This window comes from Mycobacterium sp. PDNC021, assembly GCF_048282635.1.
GTDB lineage: Bacteria > Actinomycetota > Actinomycetes > Mycobacteriales > Mycobacteriaceae > Mycobacterium > Mycobacterium llatzerense.
The window spans coordinates 5,385,811-5,402,198 of the sequence record NZ_CP182502.1; the positions used below are offsets into that span (position 1 = coordinate 5,385,811).

The following is a 16,388-nucleotide window of genomic DNA, read 5'->3' on the forward strand; positions in this document are numbered from 1 at the left end:
ACGAACGCTATTTTCCGTAGCGGCGGTTCCGCAGCGTGTAGTCGCGCAGGGCACGCAGGAAGTCCACTCGCCGGAACGCCGGCCAGTGCGCGTCGGTGAACCACATCTCCGAATAGGCGCTCTGCCACAACAGGAACCCGCTGAGCCGCTGCTCCCCCGAGGTCCGGATGACGAGGTCGGGGTCCGGCTGGCCCGAGGTGTACAGGTTCTCCGAGATGCCGTCGACGGTCACGGCCTCGATGAGTTCTTCTGCCGTCGCACCGTTGGCGAGTTCCTTGCTCAGCAGGGTGCGTACCGCGTCGGCGATCTCCTGCCGACCGCCGTAACCGACGGCGACGTTGACGTGGAACGAGCCGGCGTCGGTGCGCTCGGTCGTCGACTCCACCGCGTCGCGCAGTCGCTTGGCCGGTTCCTCACCGAGCAGTTCGAGGTCACCGACGGTGCGGACGGTCCAGTGCTTGTCGGGCGCGCAGATCTCTTCGACGACGTCGGTGATGATCTCGATCAGCGGCGCCAGCTCATGCGGGTCACGCTGCAGGTTCTCGGTCGAGAGCAGATAGATCGTCGCCATCTCGATGCCGGCCTGCTGGCACCAGCGCAGCACTTCGGCGATCTTGGCGGCGCCCATGCGGTAGCCGTAGCTGACGTCGTCGTGACCTGCCTCACGTGCCCAGCGCCGGTTCCCGTCGCACAGCACCGCAATATGGCGTGGCAGTTGCGCTTTCGAGGCCGTCAGCTCTTGACGGAGCCGCAGCTCATAGAGCCGGTACGCCGGTTCCTTGAGGCGCGGAGGAATGATGTCCACGAGAAACCAGACTACTGTGGACTTCTGGGTATCCCATGGCTGTTAGTGGAGGAACGTTGACCGCTCCGAGCAATACAGATCCGGCTGCCACCGAAGCGGCCGATGCGCCGACGCACATGACCAAGCCGTACCGTGCTGCGGCGGTACTCCGTCATTCAGATTCGCTGCCGGACGTGGTGGTGGAAAGCGTCGTCGAGTTCCTGGGCAAGCCCCGAGCCCGCGGCTGGATCCACGTGTATTCGGCGGTGGTCGCGTTCTTTGCCGGCGCCGCACTGGTTTCGGTGTCGTGGGCCTTACAGGGCACCCGCGCCGGATTGGCGACGTTGCTCTACACCTTCACCATCGTCGCCATGTTCACCGTCAGCGGTACCTATCACCGGGTGAACTGGAAGTCGGTGAAGACGCGCACCTGGATGAAGCGCATGGATCACTCGATGATCTTCATCTTCATCGCCGGCAGCTACACGCCGTTCGCGCTGCTGGCCGTCCGCACCAACGGGTGGCTGCTGTTCTGGATCGTGTGGAGCGGCGCGCTCGCCGGGGTGGCGCTGAAGATGCTGTGGCCGACGGCCCCGCGCTGGCTGGGCGTGCCTTTGTACATCCTGTTGGGCTGGGTGGCGGCCTGGTTCATCGGCCCGATCCTGGAAGGCGCCGGGGTGACGGCCGTGGTGCTGCTGCTCGTCGGCGGCGCGCTGTATTCGATCGGCGGCGTGCTCTACGCGGTCAAGTGGCCCAACCCGTGGCCCCGGACGTTCGGGCACCACGAGTTCTTCCACGCGTGCACCGCGGTGGCGGCCATCTGCCACTACATCGCGATGTGGTTCGCGGTCTTCTCCGGCTAGAGCTGGGTGACGTTCGCGGGGCCCCAGTAGGCCTTCATCGACGTGATCTTGGCGTCGGCGTCGAAGTTCATGGTGCTGATGATGTCGATACGCATGGCGCTGTTGACGGTCAGGCTCCAGTAGAACGCGGCCTCGTGGCCGCAGACCCGCAGCGTGTGCAGTTCGTGGGAGTTCTTCGTGCCCGCGATGTTCGAGTAGAACCCGTGGATCGTCTGACGGCCGACGTGCACCTCGCCACCCACCGGGTCTTCGATGGCGGCATCGACGGCGTACAGCTGCGCGATCCCGTCGGCGTCGGCGACGTCGACGAGGTCCAGGTAACGGTTGACGTTTTCGGTGATCTGCTCGGCGCTGGGCATGCGCCGCACGCTACACGGCCGCGCCCAGGGCAGCGGCGAGATCCCCCGCCGTCGTGACCGGCAGGTCGCACATCTGGCCACGGCAGACGTACGCGGCGTCCTGACCGTGCACCAGGCCACGTCCGTCGAGCAGCGCCGACGACCCTTCCGCGCCGCCGACGACGATCGCCCCGCCGGGCGCGAATCTGCGTGCGGCACTGAGCAATTCCGAATTCGGGTCGGCGCAGGCCACCGCGATCTGGATGGGGCCGCGGACGGCCGCTTCGGTGACCGCCAGCCAGTGGCCGCCGCCGCGCGGCGAGCGGGCCAGGATCGGGGTCGCCGACGCCAAGGTGGCGGCGGCCGCGTCGATGTATCGCTGCGGCTCAGCGGCCAGGTGCGCGAACGTCAGCAGCGCTTCGGCGATCAACGAGGCGCCCGACGGCGTCGCCCCGTCGACCGGGTCGGCGGGGCGCACCAGCAAGGCCTCGGCGTCGTCCGCGGTGTCGAACCACCGGCCGCCGCGGTCGGGGTCGGTGAAGTGCGTCAGCGCGGTGTCGAGCAGATTCTGCGCGGCGGTCAGCCATCTGTCGTCCGCGGTCACCTGATGCAGCGTCAGCAGACCCGTCGCCAGCGCCGCGTAGTCCTCCAGGATCCCGACGCTGTCGCCGACGACGCCACCGAGGCTGGCCCGGCGCAGCCGGCCGTCGACCAGGTGCAGATCCAGCAGCCGGCGGGCGCAACCCGTTGCCGCATCAAGGAATTCGGACGCTCCGAGCGCGACGGCAGCCTCCGCGAGGGCGGTGATCGCGAAGCCGTTCCAGGCGGTGACGACCTTGTCGTCGCGACCCGGCTGCGGACGCAGCTCCCTGGCCGCCATCAACTTCGCGCGGACCTGCTCGAAGCGCGCAGCGTCATCAGGGTCGGCCAGCAGCTGCAGCACCGAACTGCCGTGTTCGAACGTCCCGGCCGAGGTGACCTCGAAAAGCGAAGCGGCCCAAAGTCCGTCGTCGTCACCGAGCAGCGACACCAGCTCCGCGGGCGTCCACACGTAGGTCAGGCCCTCATGCCCGGCGGTGTCGGCGTCCAGCGACGAGACGAACATGCCGCCGTCACCGAGGTCGTTCATGATGAACCGTGCCGTCTCGTCGGCCACCTTGCGCGCCAACGAGTTTCCGGTCAGCCGCGCCCAGTGCGCGTACACCCGCAGCAGTAGGGCGTTGTCGTACAACATCTTTTCGAAGTGGGGCACCACCCACGAGGCATCCACGCTGTAGCGCGCAAAGCCACCCGCCAGTTGGTCGTAGATGCCGCCGCGAGCCATCGCGGCGCAGGTGCGTTCCACCGCATCGAGCGCGGAGCCGGTGCGTTCGTGGTGCCGCAGCAGGGCTTCGAGCAATGCCGACGGCGGGAACTTGGGCGCGCGACCGAAGCCGCCCCGGGGCAGGTCCTCGTCGCGCAGCACCGCGGCGACGGCGTGGTCGCACAGTTCGGGCGAGGGCACCGGTCCACCGTCGGGCAGCCCGGACGACATCTTGCGGAGCTCCGAGGCGATCTGGTCCGAGGCCTGTTCGACCTCGGCCCGCCGGTTCTGCCAGGTGTCGGTGACCGCCGAAAGCAGCTGCAGGAAGCCGGCTTTCGGGTAGTAGGTGCCGCAGAAGAACGGCCGCCCGTCGGGCGTCAGAAAGCACGTCATGGGCCAGCCGCCCTGGCCGGTCATGGCGACGGTCGCACTCATGTAGATGGCGTCGAGGTCCGGACGTTCCTCCCGGTCGACCTTGATGCACACGAAGCCCGCATTGGCCACAGCCGCAACGTCTTCGTCCTCGAAGGACTCGTGCGCCATCACATGGCACCAGTGGCAGGCCGCGTAGCCGATGGACAGCAGGATCGGCACGTCCCGGGCCGCGGCCTCGGCCAGTGCCTCCGGCGACCACTGCTGCCAGTGCACCGGGTTGTCGGCGTGCTGGCGCAGGTACGGGCTGGTGGCGGAGCCGAGGGTGTTAGCCATCCCTGGAGTCTGACCCAGCTTCTGGCTTGCCCGCATCCTTGTGCCCAGCATCGGCGTCCGGAGCCTCCTGTGGCACACCGCCGACGGTGCCGTCGTCGATCGCCTGATCGGCTTCGGGATGCGCGGGGTCAAAGGATTCGGGCAACTTGCGCAGGTGCCGGTTCATCGACCAGACCAGGGCCACCACCGCGATCAACAGGATCAGGGTGATCACCAACCCGGCCGGGCTGGCCTTGCCGAAGTCGGGACCCGTCTGGCGCGGACCCTCGGCCAGCAGGATGGTGAGCGGAACAGAAATCACAGCGATACTCCCGTGAACAGATCGGTCTCGGGCAACGTCACCGGAACCCTGGATCGGGCCAATTCATACTCCTCGGTCGGCCACAGCCGCTGCTGCCATTCGATGGGCGCGCGGAAGAAATCGCCGTTCGGGTCGATCTGCGTGGCGTGGGCCAGCAGCGCCTCGTCACGCTGCCGGAAGAAGTCCGAGCACTCGATACGGGTGGTGACCCGGTTGGCGAACGGATCGTGCTCGGGGTCCCAGTGCTGCAGCCACTTCTCGAACGGCCCGACTTCCCCGTGCTTGGCGAACTCGTCCTGCAGCAGCTGCATGCGCCGGCGCAGGAAGCCGTGGCCGTAGTAGAGCTTGGCGATGCTCCAGGGGTCACCGGCGTCGGGGAACTGCACGTGGTCGGCGGCCGCTTCGTAGGCGGCCATGGACACCTGATGACAGCGGATGTGGTCGGGGTGCGGGTAGCCGCCGTTTTCGTCGTAGGTCGTCATCACGTGCGGACGGAACTCGCGGATCACCTGCACCAGCCGGCGGACGGGCTCTTCGATCGGCACCACCGCGAAGCAGCCGTCGGGCAGCGGCGGCAGCGGGTCGCCCTCAGGCAGCCCGGAGTCGACGAACCCCAGCCAGTGGTGCTCGACGCCGAGGATCTCGGCGGCCTTGGCCATCTCGTCGCGGCGGACCTCGGTGATCCGGCCGTGCACCTCGGGCAGGTCCATCGCCGGGTTGAGGATGTCGCCGCGCTCGCCGCCGGTCAGGGTCACCACCATGACCCGGACACCGTCGGCCGCGTACTTGGCCGTGGTGGCCGCACCCTTGCTCGACTCGTCGTCGGGGTGCGCGTGCACCGCCATCAACCGCAGTTCGCTCACGTGTGCCTTACCTACTGTCTCTACTCGGTGGGACAACTCGATGGAGTCCAACCATGTCGCTGGGTCCTATAGTTCCAGTCCAAGCAATCCGAACCGACCGATGGGGCACCCAAAGCAGCCATGATCGAGCGTCCGACCGCCCGCTACGGGCAGCAGCGCATGTCCCGGCTGACCCGTCGCCGCATCGCGATCGGCCTCACGCTGCTCATCGTCGTCGCAGGTGTGGCGCTTGCCTTCGTCGGTTTCCAGCGCCTCGGGACGTCCCCGGTCAAGGGCGAATTGAGCAGCTACAAGATCGTCGACAACGAAACTGTGGCGGTGACGATCTCCGTCACGCGCGAGGACCCGGCGCAACCGGCGGTGTGCATCGTGCGGGCCAGGGCCCTCGACGGCAGCGAAACCGGGCGGCGCGAGATCCTGATCGAGCCGGCACCGGCCAAGACCATCCAGGTGACCGCGGTCGTGAAGTCCACAAAACCGCCGGTCGTGGGCGATGTTTACGGCTGTGGCACCGACGCGCCGTCGTACCTGGTCGCGCCCTGATCGACGGCCGGGCAACCAACCATCCGGCGAACTGCGAACTGCGAAATCATGACGGTTCGGAGACGCCCAAGTGGTACGCTTGCTCAGTACACGGTTCCGACTGGGGCCGTGTATTGCTGCATTAGCGGGCACCTGCGGGCACCTTCTGGGGGACCCAAAACCTAGCGATGCCCTCGCGATCGCAGCGCCGCCGGCCCCGGTAACGGGGCAACCCCGGACACGACGCCGGGGCACACAAGCACTTACAACGACAGGAGAGCAGCAGACATGACCGATACCCAGGTCACCTGGCTCACCGAAGAGGCATTCGAGCGCCTGAAGGCCGAACTCGATCAGCTGATCGCCAACCGCCCGATCATCGCCGCGGAGATCAACGACCGCCGCGAAGAGGGCGACCTCCGCGAGAACGGCGGCTACCACGCAGCCCGCGACGAGCAGGGCCAGCAGGAAGCCCGCATCCGCCAGCTGCAGGATCTGCTCAGCCTCGCCAAGGTCGGCGAGGCCCCGAAGAAGTCCGGTGTGGCGCTGCCCGGCTCCGTCGTCACCGTCTTCTACGACGGCGACGAGAAGGACACCGAGACGTTCCTCATCGCCACCCGCCAGGAAGGCGTCACCGACGGCAAGCTCGAGGTGTACTCCCCCAACTCGCCGCTCGGCCACGCGCTGATCGACGCCAAGGTCGGCGAGGAGCGCAGCTACACGGTGCCCAGTGGCGCCACCGTCAAGGTCACTCTGGTCAAGGCCGAGCCCTATCACGCCTAGCCCTGCCACGGCTAGTCCTACCCCGCTGGCCACCGGCTGACGATCCATGGCTCAGATCACCGAGGACCTGTATCTGCTGCTCCTGGACAACTCGTCCGCACAGCCAGGTCTTGATCAACCACGTCGGCACCGGGTGTTGTCCGGTGCCGTGCTGCTGGACCTGGCGCTGGCGTGCCGTATTCGGCCCGCCTCGCCAGGTGACGGCGCACCCGACGGGCACCTGGTCGCCCTCTCGGGCGACGGCACCGTCGACCCGGTGTCCACGCCGGCACTGGAGTTGCTGCGTCAGCGACCGCGGCGGCCCGGTGACGTGTTGTCCAAATTGCGCAAAGGCACCGAGAACAGTCTCATCGACCAGCTGGAGCGCGCCGGGCAGCTGCGCCGGCAGCCGTTGGGGGGCAACAGGTTCCGACCGCAATACGCGTTGCCGCTGACGGACCGGGCGCGAGTCGGCCAGGCCCGCGCGGAGCTGCTGTCGGCGTTGTTCGACCGTCGACCACCCAGCCCTGCGACCGCGGCCATCGTGACGCTGCTGCACACCGTCGACGGCCTGGGTTCCCTGATGAGCCTCAACGACCGCGGCTGGCGATGGGTTCATGCCCGCGCCGGCGACATCGCCAGCGGTCACTGGGTGAACGAATACGAGACCGGCGTCGCCGAGGTGAACCTCGCCGTCACGGCCGCCGCGGTACGGGGCGCGCTCGTCTCCTGACACCGAATGGCCAGTTACGACACGGTTTTTCGCAGTTTCCGTGCCTTAACCGGCCAGTCGGCGGGCTAACCGAGCGCCTGCTCCAGGTCGCCGACCAGGTCGGCCACATCCTCGATACCGACCGACAGCCGGACCAGGTCGTTCGGCACCTCCAGCTGCGAACCGGCGGTCGACGCGTGCGTCATGGAGCCCGGATGCTCGATCAGGGACTCCACCCCGCCGAGCGACTCGGCGAGGATGAAAATCTCGGTGCGCGAGCACAATTCGCGTGCGGCCTGCTCGCCACCGCGCAGCCGCACCGACACCATGCCGCCGAATCCGCTCATCTGCTTGGCGGCCACCTGGTAGCCCGGATGGCTCGACAGCCCCGGGTACAGCACCGTCGTGACCGCCTTGTGGTCGTTGAGGAATTCGGCGACCCGCAAGGCGTTTTCGCAGTGCCGCTGCATGCGCAGGGGCAGCGTCTTGAGGCCGCGGTAGGTCAGGTAGGCATCGAACGGACCCGGCACCGCACCGGCACCGTTCTGCAGGAACGCGAACTTCGCGTCGAGTTCCTCGTCATTGGTCACCAGCGCGCCGCCGACGACGTCCGAGTGCCCGCCGATGTACTTGGTGGTCGAGTGCAGCACGATGTCCGCCCCGAGCGACAGCGGCTGCTGCAGCGCCGGCGAGGCAAACGTGTTGTCCACCAGCACCTTCACCCCCGACGTCGCGCCGATCTGCACGATGGCCGCGATGTCGGCGATGGACAGCAGCGGGTTGGTTGGGGTCTCCACCCAGATCAGCCGGGTCTTCGACGTGATCGCCGCGCGCACCTCGTCGAGGTTCGACAGCTGCGCCGGTGTGTGCGTGATGCCCCACTGCGTGAACACCTTGTCGATCAGCCGGAAGGTGCCGCCGTAGGCGTCGTCGGGGATGACGATGTGGTCGCCCGGACGCAGCACGGCACGCAGCGCGCAGTCGGTGGCGGCCATGCCGGAGCTGAACGCGCGGCCGTAGTTCCCGCCCTCGACGGCGGCCAGCAGCGTCTCCAGCGCCGACCGGGTCGGGTTGCCGGTGCGGGCGTACTCGAACCCACCGCGCAGCCCGCCGACGCCGTCCTGCGCGAACGTCGAACTGGCGTAGATCGGGGTGTTGACTGCACCGGTCTGCGGGTCCGGCCGGAACCCGGCATGAATGGCCCGGGTCGACGGCCCGTAGGCCCGGTAGTGGTCTGCCTGGCTGCGCTGCTCACTCACAGGCGCCAGCCTAGTCGCGGAGCTTGCGTCCTTGGGTGTCGGGAACGTTCCCCATCAGGATCATGACGCCGTCGATGAGGGGCCAGATGGCACCGATGCCGCAGGTGACGAGCGAGACGACGAGCTGCAGCACACCGATGGTCGTGTAGCCGAGATAAAATCGCCCGACGCCGAAGCCGCCCAACAGGATCTGCAGCAGGCCGGCCGTCACCTTGGACTTGTCCGACAGCGGCAGCCCCGTCATGGGGTCACGGCCGAACGGTGCGGAGGGGTCCACCGCGTACTGCGGCGCATAGCCGTAGCCCGGCTGCTGGTATCCCGGCTGCGCGTATCCCCCCTGCAGCGGGTATCCGGGCGCCGGGTAACCCGGTTGTGGCGGATAGCCCGGCTGCTGCGGGTGACCCGGCTGCTGCGGGTGACCCGGGTATTCCGGTTGGCCGAACTGCGGCTCGCCCGGTTGCTGCTGACCGGAACTGTCGCCGGGCTCGTATGCATTCGACGTCGGCTCGTATGGATTCGACATTGCTTGACTCCCCGTCTAGTAGGTGGTGGTGCCGCTGCTGCCCACGATGAACGCGATCAGGCCGAAGTAGAAGATGGCGATCAGCGCGAAGATCGCCAAACCGATGTAGCCGATGATCAAGCCGGCGAGAGCCATGCTGTCGCCGTCCTCACCGCTCTGCTTGATCTGCGACTTGGCGAGGTGCCCGAAGATCACCCCGAGGATCGAAGTGGCCGCGCAGGTCGCCAGGCCCAGTAGCGAACAGACCAACGATGCGATGGCCAGTCCGTTGGTCTTCGGCACCGGCGCGTAACCCATCGGCATCATGCCGGGCATCGGCATGCCCGGATAGCCCTGGGCCACAGGCTGATACGGCGCGAGCGGCGGCGGGTAGCCCGGGCCCGGGTACCCGGGAACCGGCGGCGGAAACGCTTCGGGCGCCGGCGTCGGCGGGTAGAGCTCCGCGCCATAGGCCGGGAGCGGCGGCATGCCGTAAGCCGGGGTCGAAGCCTCCGGCTCGTCCGCGCCCTGGTTCTGTTCGTGCTCTGTCATCGTCCACCCCGTCTGTCCCTGAGCGACCAGCGTAGCCGGGGCGGGCACTCGCCTTACGCCGAACTCCCGGTGTAGAACTGCACCATGACAGCCTCGATCGACAACCTGCTCGGCACTGACGACCTGCTGAGCGCCGAGGACATCGAATTGCGCACCATGGTGCGCCAGTTCGGCGAACAGCGGCTGCGTCCGTTCATCGCCGAGTGGTTCGAGAACGGTTCGGTGCCGGTGCGGGAGATCGCCACCGAGGTGGGCAAGCTGGGCCTACTCGGCATGCACCTCACCGGGTACGGCTGCAGCGGTTCGACGGCGACGGCGTACGGGCTGGTGTGCCAGGAACTGGAAGCGGTCGACAGCGGCATCCGTTCGCTGGTGTCGGTGCAGGGTTCGCTCGCCATGTTCGCGATTCACCATTGGGGCAGCGAAGAGCAACGTGAGCAGTGGCTGCCGGGGATGGCGGCGGGTGATCTGATCGGCTGTTTCGGTCTCACCGAGCCCGACTTCGGTTCCAACCCCGGTGGCATGCGCACCACCGCCCGCCGGGACGGCGACGATTGGGTGCTCAACGGGTCGAAGATGTGGATCACCAATGCCTCGGTCGCCGATGTCGCGGTCGTGTGGGCCCGGGCCGAGGAGGGCGTGCTTGGCTTCGCGGTGCCCACGGACACACCGGGTTTCAGCGCCCGCGAGATGACTCGCAAGATGTCGCTGCGGGCCTCGGTCACCTCGGAATTCAGCCTCGATGACGTGCGGCTGCCCGAGTCCGCGCGGCTGCCCGGCGCCCGCGGTCTGGCCGGGCCGCTGAGCTGCCTGTCGGAGGCACGGTTCGGCATCGTGTTCGGCGCGGTGGGTGCGGCCCGCGACTGCCTGCAGGCGACGCTGGACTACGTCGGCACCCGCACGGTGTTCGACAAGACCCTCGCGGAATACCAACTGACGCAGGCCAAGATCGCGGACATGGCCGTCGAACTGGGCAAGGCGCAGCTGCTTGCGCTGCAGCTCGGCCGGCTCAAGGACGCCGGGAAGATTCAGCCCGAGCAGATCAGCGTAGGCAAGCTGAACAACGTCCGCGAGGCCATCAAGATCGCCCGGCAATGTCGAACCCTGTTGGGCGCCAATGGCATCACTCTGGAGTACCCGGTGATCCGGCACGCCAACAATCTGGAGTCGGTACTGACCTACGAGGGGACGTCCGAGGTGCACCAGTTGGTGATCGGGCAGGCGTTGACGGGAGTCAGTGCGTTCCGCTGACCGGAGTGCGCTTGCGCGGCGGTGTCACGCAGACCGTCCCTATGACCATGTCGGCGAAAGTCCGCCGGTGCGCGTCCCACAGCGGCCAGAGGTAGCCGACGATCGAGAGGTCGGTCAGGTGCACGGCCTGCCGCAGCAGGGACCGCGTGAAACCGATTGGCGCCCCTGAGGTTTGGCCGACCACTCGGCAGCGCAGGGCGGTCTTGCCGAGGCTGGCGCCGGTGCGGCCCTGGCGGTAGCCGAAGTTCCAGACGAGATACCCCACCATGAGCCCCCAGGTCGCGACCAGGCTGACGTAGCCCAGCGTCGAGTAGCCGTCGCCGCATTGCGCGCCACCGTCGAATGCGGAGGTATCGGTGTCGCACACCCGGTCGCGGGTGAGCCAGACCAGCGCCGCGCCGGCCGCGGTGAGCACCAGCAGCGGCATCAGATCGATGACGGTGGCGGCGGCGCGGCGCCACCACGGGGCGTACGTCATCAACGGGTCGACACGCAGACCGTCGACATGATCTTGTCCGCCAACGTCTGCCGCTTGGCGTCCCACAGCGGGAACAGGTACCCGGCGTAAACCGGAATGGCGTCGACGACGTGGGCCAGCTGCCGCACCACCGACCGGCCGAAGCCGACGGGCTCCCCCGTCTTTTCGTCGATCACCTGGAAATGCAGGACCCGCTTACCCAGGCTGGCGCCCGTGGTGCCTTGCAAGTAGCCGTGATTCCACACCATGAACAGCACCGCGACGATGACGCCGGCCAGCCAGATCAGCACGCCGGCGACCGAGTTCCCGGTGGCGCAGAATGGGCCGATGCTGTAATCCGCCTGATCGGCAAGGCATTTCGTCACACGCTGGGATCGCTCGACCAGCCCGCCGACGATGATGACGAACAGCGGGGGGACCCGGTCGATCAGGCTGGCCACCACGCGGGCCCACCAGGGTGTGTAGTTCAAGTCGTCCTGTCTCATCTGCTGCCGTCATACCTGTTCGGGGGCTGCGACCAACCGGCCACGTCCCCCGAACAGGCCACAGCGTTACTGCGTCAGTGGGGCGACCTGACCACCGCTGAGGCGACGGTAGGTGTACACCAGCATCAGCGAGGCGACCGGACCCGAGACGAGAATGCCGACACCGCAGGCGAACGCGCCTGCGACGGCGATCAACCCTGCCACCAGCCAGACCAGAATCACCTGTCCGACATTGGCTTTCACGATGTCAATGCTGGCCTTGATCGCATCGATCGGCGACAGATTGCGGTCGACCAGGATCGGGTGCGCGAACATCGCGAACAGTGCGACGACCAAACCGGGGATCACGCACAACGCGTAACCGATGCCCACGAGCACACCCACGATGAGCGTCAGCAGGATCATCGGGCCGATGTAGCGCGGCTTGAAGAACGACCCGATGGTGGTCGGCTGTCCGTCGGCGATGCCCAGCAGGCCGACGTAGTTGGCCGACGAGATCGCCGCTGCGACAACCAGCAGCACGAGGTAACCGAGCACCAGGATGGCGATGCTGGCGGGCCCGAGTGAGGTGATGTTGTACGAGTAGCTGAATCCGGCGTCGTCCGCCGAGTAGCTCGAGACCGAGGTCTCAGCCAGGCCCAGGGCACTGAACTGCACGATGCCGGCGATCACAGCGACGACGAGGGTGTAGACCAACGTCGACACGATCAGCGGCGCCGGGTTCTTGGTGAACTTGTTCCACGCCCACGACAGTGCGTCGCCGACGCTGAACTGAGCCGCACCGCCCGGCGCGCCGTACTGGTACCCGGCCGGCGGGTAGGCCCCCGGTGGCGGCGGAGCGAAGCCACCCTGCGGCGGCGGGGGCGGCGGGTAGGCACCGCCCGGAGGTGGTGGCGGCGCGTATCCACCTTGTGGCGGTGGGAAACCACCTTGTGGCGGTGGGAAACCACCCTGGGGCGGCGGGTAGCCACCCTGCGGGGGCGGCGGGTAACCGCCCTGCGGGGGCGGCGGGTAACCGCCCTGCGGCGGTGGCGGGAAGCCTCCGCCTTGCGGCGGCTGCGGGATGTACTCCGTCGGAGCGCCTCCCGGAGGCGGCGGAGGGAACCCACCCGGCGGTGGCTGTGGAATGTACTCCGTCGGCTGATTGGCGTCCGGCGGCGTGCCTTCCGTCGGTTGGTCCGTCATCTTTCGTCCCTCCGAGCGATGTGGATGTGGCGTTTCTAGTTACAACGTGAACTACACGTACAACGAAATGAACGGCGCTATCGGCACATTCCGAATAACAAACCAAATGCACACTACCGTCAAAACAGCCGGAGCGGCCCAACGTCGATGCTGCCAACTGCTGATTCGTCGGCCCACGACACGGCCATAGGTCCATGCGCCATAGGCCCAGATGAGCAGCACCAAGGCGATCACACCGACCGCGTTGAAATGCAGCGCAGCCGAAACGTCGCCATGCATCAGTGAATACAGCATTCGCATGCTGCCGCAGCCGGGGCAATCGATGCCAAATAGCGCCTTGGTGGGGCAGACCGGAATCGGGCCACCCGGCACTGTCGGGTCGCTCAGCCACACCGCGCAGCACACGACGCCGGCGGTTGCCGCAACACCGAGCGGCCCAAGGAGCGGACTAACCGCCTTGGGCCGCTGCAGGTGTTGCATCGTCGAACCTGACTAGTTGGGGTACGACGTCGAGAACGAGAACGCGCCGAGCACGACGACGAAGACGATGTAGAGCACGGCCACCACGGCACCGGCGATGGCGCCCCACATGGCCCACTTCTTGGCTTCGTCAGCGGCGGCCTGAGCCAGGTCAGGCCGGCCCTGCTGCCACAGTCCGGAGACCTGCGTCGCCTTGACGATCGACACGATGCCGAACGGCAAGCAGCAGAAGATGGTGACGAGGATGCCCCACACCAGGTTGTTGTCCGGCGGCCCGCCGGCAGCGGGATATCCACCGGCCGGCGGGTAACCGCCCGGCGGAGGCGGCGGGAAGTTCCCCGGAGGGGGCGGCGGGAAATTCCCGGGCGGCGGTGGCGGGTACTCGGTCATTGCGGCCTTTCCAAAGGTGAACTAGCGAGAAGCGAGCGTCTCGCCCTATCGGAGAAGATAAGTCAATCTCCCCTGCTTACGCGGCTTATTTGCGCGAGCCGCCCTGTGACAGGAAGCCGAGTAGATCGTGCCGGGTCAGCACACCGACGGGCTTGCCGTCGTCGACGACCATGACGGCGTCGACCTCGCGCAGTTCCTTGGCCGCCGCGGACGCCAGCTCGCCCGCGCCGATCAGCGGCAGCGGCGGGCCCATGTGCTGCGCCACCGCGTCGGCCAACTTCGCCCGGCCTTCGAAAACCGCTGAGAGCAGCTCACGTTCGGACACGCTGCCCGCCACTTCACCGGCCATCACGGGCGGCTCCGCACCGACCACCGGCATCTGCGAGACGCCGTACTCGCGCAGGATGCCGATGGCGTCGCGCACCGTCTCCGACGGGTGGGTGTGCACCAGGTCCGGCAGCGCACCGGACTTGCCGCGCAGCACGTCGCCGACAGTGTGTTCCTCGGGCGTGCCGTCCAGCCGGCTCCGCAGGAAGCCGTACGACGACATCCACTCGTCGTTGAAAACCTTTGACAGATAGCCTCTTCCGCCATCCGGCAGCAGCACGACGACGAGCGCGTCGGGACCCTCGCGCTCAGCGACCTTGATCGCGGCGACCGCGGCCATGCCGCACGAGCCACCGACCAGCAGGGCCTCTTCGCGCGCCAGGCGCCGGGTCATCTCGAACGAATCGGCGTCGGAAACGGCGATGATCTCGTCGGGAATGCTCGGGTCGTAGGCCGACGGCCAGAAGTCCTCACCGACGCCCTCGACGAGGTACGGCCGGCCGGTGCCACCGGAGTACACCGACCCCTCGGGGTCGACGCCGACGACCTTCACCCGGCCGCCCGAGACCTCTTTGAGGTAGCGGCCCGTGCCCGTGATGGTGCCGCCGGTGCCGACGCCCGCCACGAAATGCGTGATCTTGCCGTCGGTGTCGGCCCAGATCTCCGGGCCGGTGGTCTCGTAGTGGCTGGCCGGACCGTTCGGGTTCGAGTACTGGTCGGGCTTCCAGGCACCGTCGATCTCGGTGACGAGGCGGTTGGAGACGCTGTAGTAGCTGTCCGGATGGTCGGGGGCCACGGCCGTCGGGCACACGACGACGTCGGCGCCGTACGCGCGCAGCACGTTCTGCTTGTCCTCGCTGACCTTGTCGGGGCAGACGAAGATGCACTTGTAACCGCGCTGCTGCGCGACGATGGCGAGCCCGACGCCCGTGTTACCGGAAGTGGGTTCGACGATGGTTCCGCCCGGCTTGAGCAGTCCCGCCTCTTCGGCGGCGTCGATCATCTTGACCGCGATGCGGTCCTTGGCGCTGCCGCCGGGGTTGAGGTACTCGATCTTGGCCGCCACCACCCCGGAGCCCGCTGGGACAACCGAGTTCAGTTGGACCAGAGGCGTATTGCCGATGAGCTCACTGATGTGCCGGGCGATGCGCATGGGTACATGTTGTCAGGCCGCACCCTGGTTGCGCATACCGGATTACCAGGTTGCCTCGCGGATGTACTCGCCGATCTGCTTCAGGGAGCGGTCGGCTTCCTTGACCAGCGGGGCAGCGAGTTGGAACACGTGCATCTGACCGGGCCACACGTGCACCTCGACGGGCACACCGCTGGCGGCCAGCATGTGGGCGGCCTTGCGGGCGTCGTTGAGCAGCACCTCGGAGCCGGAGACGTGGATCAGGGTGCGCGGCAGCCCGGGCTCGATGTGATCGAGCGGCTCGTACACCTCTTCAGGCCGGCCGTCGACGATGTGGCGCGACGCGGCGTGCTCGATGAGTTCGACCAGCGCGTCGAAGGCGTGCGCCGGGAACATCGCGTCGGACTTCATGTTCGGGTGCTGGGCGCGGCTCTCGTTGTCGATCTCGAAGAGTGGCGACATGGTCGCCACCGCGGCCGGCAGCTCGCCTTCCTCCTGGAGCTTCTCGGCCAGCGCCAGCGACAGGTAGCCGCCGGCCGAATCGCCGGCCAGCACGATCTGGTCCGGCTCGTAGCCCTTCAAGCGCAACCAGCGGTAGGCGTCGTGACAGTCCTCGATGGCCTCGCCGATCGAATGCTTCGGGATCATCCGGTAGTCGACGACCAGGACGGGGGCGTCGGCGTACTTCGACAGCGCGCCGACCACGCGACCGTGGGTGTGCACGCCACAGGTCAGGAACGCCCCCCCGTGCATGTAGAGGATGACGCTGCGCCTGCCGTCGGCCGGCAGCACGCCCTTGGCGCGGACCAGGTGCGCCGTGCAGTTCGGCAAACCGATCGTGGCGCGGATGGTGCCCGGCTCGGGCCTCATGACGCGGGCGACGAAGTCGACCATTCCCCATGGCCAGGGGGCCTTTGGAACGTAGCTGCCGATGGTCAGAGTTGACTTGATGGCGAGGGTTGCGGCCACTGACATCAGGCGTCCGGCAAGGCTCGGACCGTCCTCGATGATCTCTACCGGCGCGCCGTCGCTGACCGGGTAGCGGCGTGGTTTCCGCCCCTTAACAGCACTTATGCCAATACTATGGGTCCTGACGACCCTACTCGGTGCGGTCATCGCCACCACTCCTACGCCTTTGTAGTTCCGGTGCACTTCGTTATTTACATCACTTAATAGACAACCCGCGTAACT

Annotated in this window: 20 protein-coding genes; 5 read left to right on the forward strand and 15 right to left on the reverse strand. The window is 67.4% G+C overall.

Annotated features, from left to right (window positions below):
* Window positions 1–7: 7 nt before the first annotated feature.
* Window positions 8–805, reverse strand: coding sequence for a (2Z,6E)-farnesyl diphosphate synthase (locus ACNO8X_RS25710; RefSeq protein WP_071289767.1), 798 nt, complete (start codon window positions 803–805; stop codon window positions 8–10).
* 116 nt (window positions 806–921) lie between these two features.
* On the opposite strand from ACNO8X_RS25710, the gene trhA reads away from it, so the two are divergent.
* On the forward strand, window positions 922–1,647 hold the full coding sequence (gene trhA / locus ACNO8X_RS25715) for a PAQR family membrane homeostasis protein TrhA (protein ID WP_418006035.1): 726 nt from the start codon (window positions 922–924) through the stop codon (window positions 1,645–1,647).
* On the opposite strand, the gene ACNO8X_RS25720 is transcribed toward trhA, so the two are convergent.
* Genes ACNO8X_RS25720 through mca form a run of 4 tightly spaced genes read right to left on the reverse strand, consistent with a single transcriptional unit; the run spans window position 1,644 to window position 5,160 of the window.
* A complete protein-coding gene (locus ACNO8X_RS25720) occupies window positions 1,644–2,006 on the reverse strand; it encodes a nuclear transport factor 2 family protein (RefSeq protein WP_071289764.1) in 363 nt (120 codons plus the stop codon). The two genes, trhA and ACNO8X_RS25720, sit on opposite strands and share 4 nt — an antisense overlap.
* Before the next feature lie 10 nt (window positions 2,007–2,016).
* Window positions 2,017–3,996 (reverse strand): thioredoxin domain-containing protein, encoded by a 1,980-nt coding sequence (locus tag ACNO8X_RS25725; protein WP_418003291.1) that lies wholly within the window; start codon window positions 3,994–3,996, stop codon window positions 2,017–2,019.
* Window positions 3,989–4,297, reverse strand: a complete 309-nt coding sequence (locus ACNO8X_RS25730; RefSeq protein WP_418003292.1) for a hypothetical protein — start codon at window positions 4,295–4,297, stop codon at window positions 3,989–3,991. Before ACNO8X_RS25730 ends, ACNO8X_RS25725 begins: the two co-directional genes overlap by 8 nt.
* Complete coding sequence (gene mca / locus ACNO8X_RS25735; protein WP_418003293.1) at window positions 4,294–5,160, reverse strand: mycothiol conjugate amidase Mca; 867 nt, start codon at window positions 5,158–5,160, stop codon at window positions 4,294–4,296. The genes ACNO8X_RS25730 and mca overlap by 4 nt, the downstream gene beginning before the upstream one ends.
* A gap of 120 nt (window positions 5,161–5,280) precedes the next feature.
* Here mca and ACNO8X_RS25740 point away from each other — a divergent pair, with 120 nt between their 5' ends.
* The 3 genes from ACNO8X_RS25740 (at window position 5,281) to ACNO8X_RS25750 (ending at window position 7,177) form a co-directional block, all read left to right on the forward strand.
* The gene (locus ACNO8X_RS25740) at window positions 5,281–5,703 is read left to right on the forward strand and encodes a DUF4307 domain-containing protein (protein WP_418003294.1); all 423 of its coding nucleotides are present in this window, start codon (window positions 5,281–5,283) and stop codon (window positions 5,701–5,703) included.
* A 267-nt stretch (window positions 5,704–5,970) separates the two neighbouring features.
* Window positions 5,971–6,465: a transcription elongation factor GreA gene (greA, locus tag ACNO8X_RS25745; RefSeq protein WP_043395809.1), complete on the forward strand. Its 495-nt coding sequence runs from the start codon at window positions 5,971–5,973 to the stop codon at window positions 6,463–6,465.
* Window positions 6,466–6,511: 46 nt separating this feature from the next.
* A complete protein-coding gene (locus tag ACNO8X_RS25750) occupies window positions 6,512–7,177 on the forward strand; it encodes a GOLPH3/VPS74 family protein (protein ID WP_418003295.1) in 666 nt (221 codons plus the stop codon).
* A gap of 65 nt (window positions 7,178–7,242) precedes the next feature.
* Here the strand turns inward: ACNO8X_RS25750 and ACNO8X_RS25755 are convergent, their stop codons facing one another.
* Genes ACNO8X_RS25755 through ACNO8X_RS25765 form a run of 3 tightly spaced genes read right to left on the reverse strand, consistent with a single transcriptional unit; the run spans window position 7,243 to window position 9,469 of the window.
* Entirely contained in the window at window positions 7,243–8,415 is a 1,173-nt protein-coding gene (locus ACNO8X_RS25755; protein ID WP_418003296.1) for a cystathionine gamma-synthase, read from the reverse strand.
* A gap of 10 nt (window positions 8,416–8,425) precedes the next feature.
* Window positions 8,426–8,938: a TM2 domain-containing protein gene (locus ACNO8X_RS25760; RefSeq protein ID WP_418003297.1), complete on the reverse strand. Its 513-nt coding sequence runs from the start codon at window positions 8,936–8,938 to the stop codon at window positions 8,426–8,428.
* A 15-nt stretch (window positions 8,939–8,953) separates the two neighbouring features.
* On the reverse strand, window positions 8,954–9,469 hold the full coding sequence (locus ACNO8X_RS25765; protein ID WP_418003298.1) for a DUF4190 domain-containing protein: 516 nt from the start codon (window positions 9,467–9,469) through the stop codon (window positions 8,954–8,956).
* Between the two features lie 84 nt (window positions 9,470–9,553).
* Here ACNO8X_RS25765 and ACNO8X_RS25770 point away from each other — a divergent pair, with 84 nt between their 5' ends.
* Window positions 9,554–10,720, forward strand: coding sequence for an acyl-CoA dehydrogenase family protein (locus ACNO8X_RS25770; protein WP_260943259.1), 1,167 nt, complete (start codon window positions 9,554–9,556; stop codon window positions 10,718–10,720).
* On the opposite strand, the gene ACNO8X_RS25775 is transcribed toward ACNO8X_RS25770, so the two are convergent.
* From ACNO8X_RS25775 to ACNO8X_RS25805, 7 genes are all read right to left on the reverse strand, one after another.
* Window positions 10,704–11,198 carry an RDD family protein gene (locus ACNO8X_RS25775; protein ID WP_418003299.1) on the reverse strand — a complete coding sequence of 165 codons (495 nt, stop codon included), beginning with the start codon at window positions 11,196–11,198 and terminating at the stop codon, window positions 10,704–10,706. The genes ACNO8X_RS25770 and ACNO8X_RS25775 overlap by 17 nt on opposite strands.
* The gene (locus tag ACNO8X_RS25780) at window positions 11,198–11,683 is read right to left on the reverse strand and encodes an RDD family protein (RefSeq protein ID WP_418003300.1); all 486 of its coding nucleotides are present in this window, start codon (window positions 11,681–11,683) and stop codon (window positions 11,198–11,200) included. Before ACNO8X_RS25780 ends, ACNO8X_RS25775 begins: the two co-directional genes overlap by 1 nt.
* A gap of 66 nt (window positions 11,684–11,749) precedes the next feature.
* Window positions 11,750–12,868, reverse strand: coding sequence for a hypothetical protein (locus ACNO8X_RS25785; RefSeq protein ID WP_418003301.1), 1,119 nt, complete (start codon window positions 12,866–12,868; stop codon window positions 11,750–11,752).
* 51 nt (window positions 12,869–12,919) lie between these two features.
* Window positions 12,920–13,348 (reverse strand): DUF2752 domain-containing protein, encoded by a 429-nt coding sequence (locus ACNO8X_RS25790; RefSeq protein WP_418003302.1) that lies wholly within the window; start codon window positions 13,346–13,348, stop codon window positions 12,920–12,922.
* A gap of 12 nt (window positions 13,349–13,360) precedes the next feature.
* Window positions 13,361–13,738, reverse strand: a complete 378-nt coding sequence (locus ACNO8X_RS25795; protein ID WP_418003303.1) for a CD225/dispanin family protein — start codon at window positions 13,736–13,738, stop codon at window positions 13,361–13,363.
* A gap of 85 nt (window positions 13,739–13,823) precedes the next feature.
* Entirely contained in the window at window positions 13,824–15,218 is a 1,395-nt protein-coding gene (locus ACNO8X_RS25800; RefSeq protein ID WP_418003304.1) for a cystathionine beta-synthase, read from the reverse strand.
* 42 nt (window positions 15,219–15,260) lie between these two features.
* Window positions 15,261–16,313, reverse strand: coding sequence for an alpha/beta hydrolase (locus ACNO8X_RS25805; RefSeq protein ID WP_418003305.1), 1,053 nt, complete (start codon window positions 16,311–16,313; stop codon window positions 15,261–15,263).
* Between the last annotated feature and the right edge of the window lie 75 nt (window positions 16,314–16,388).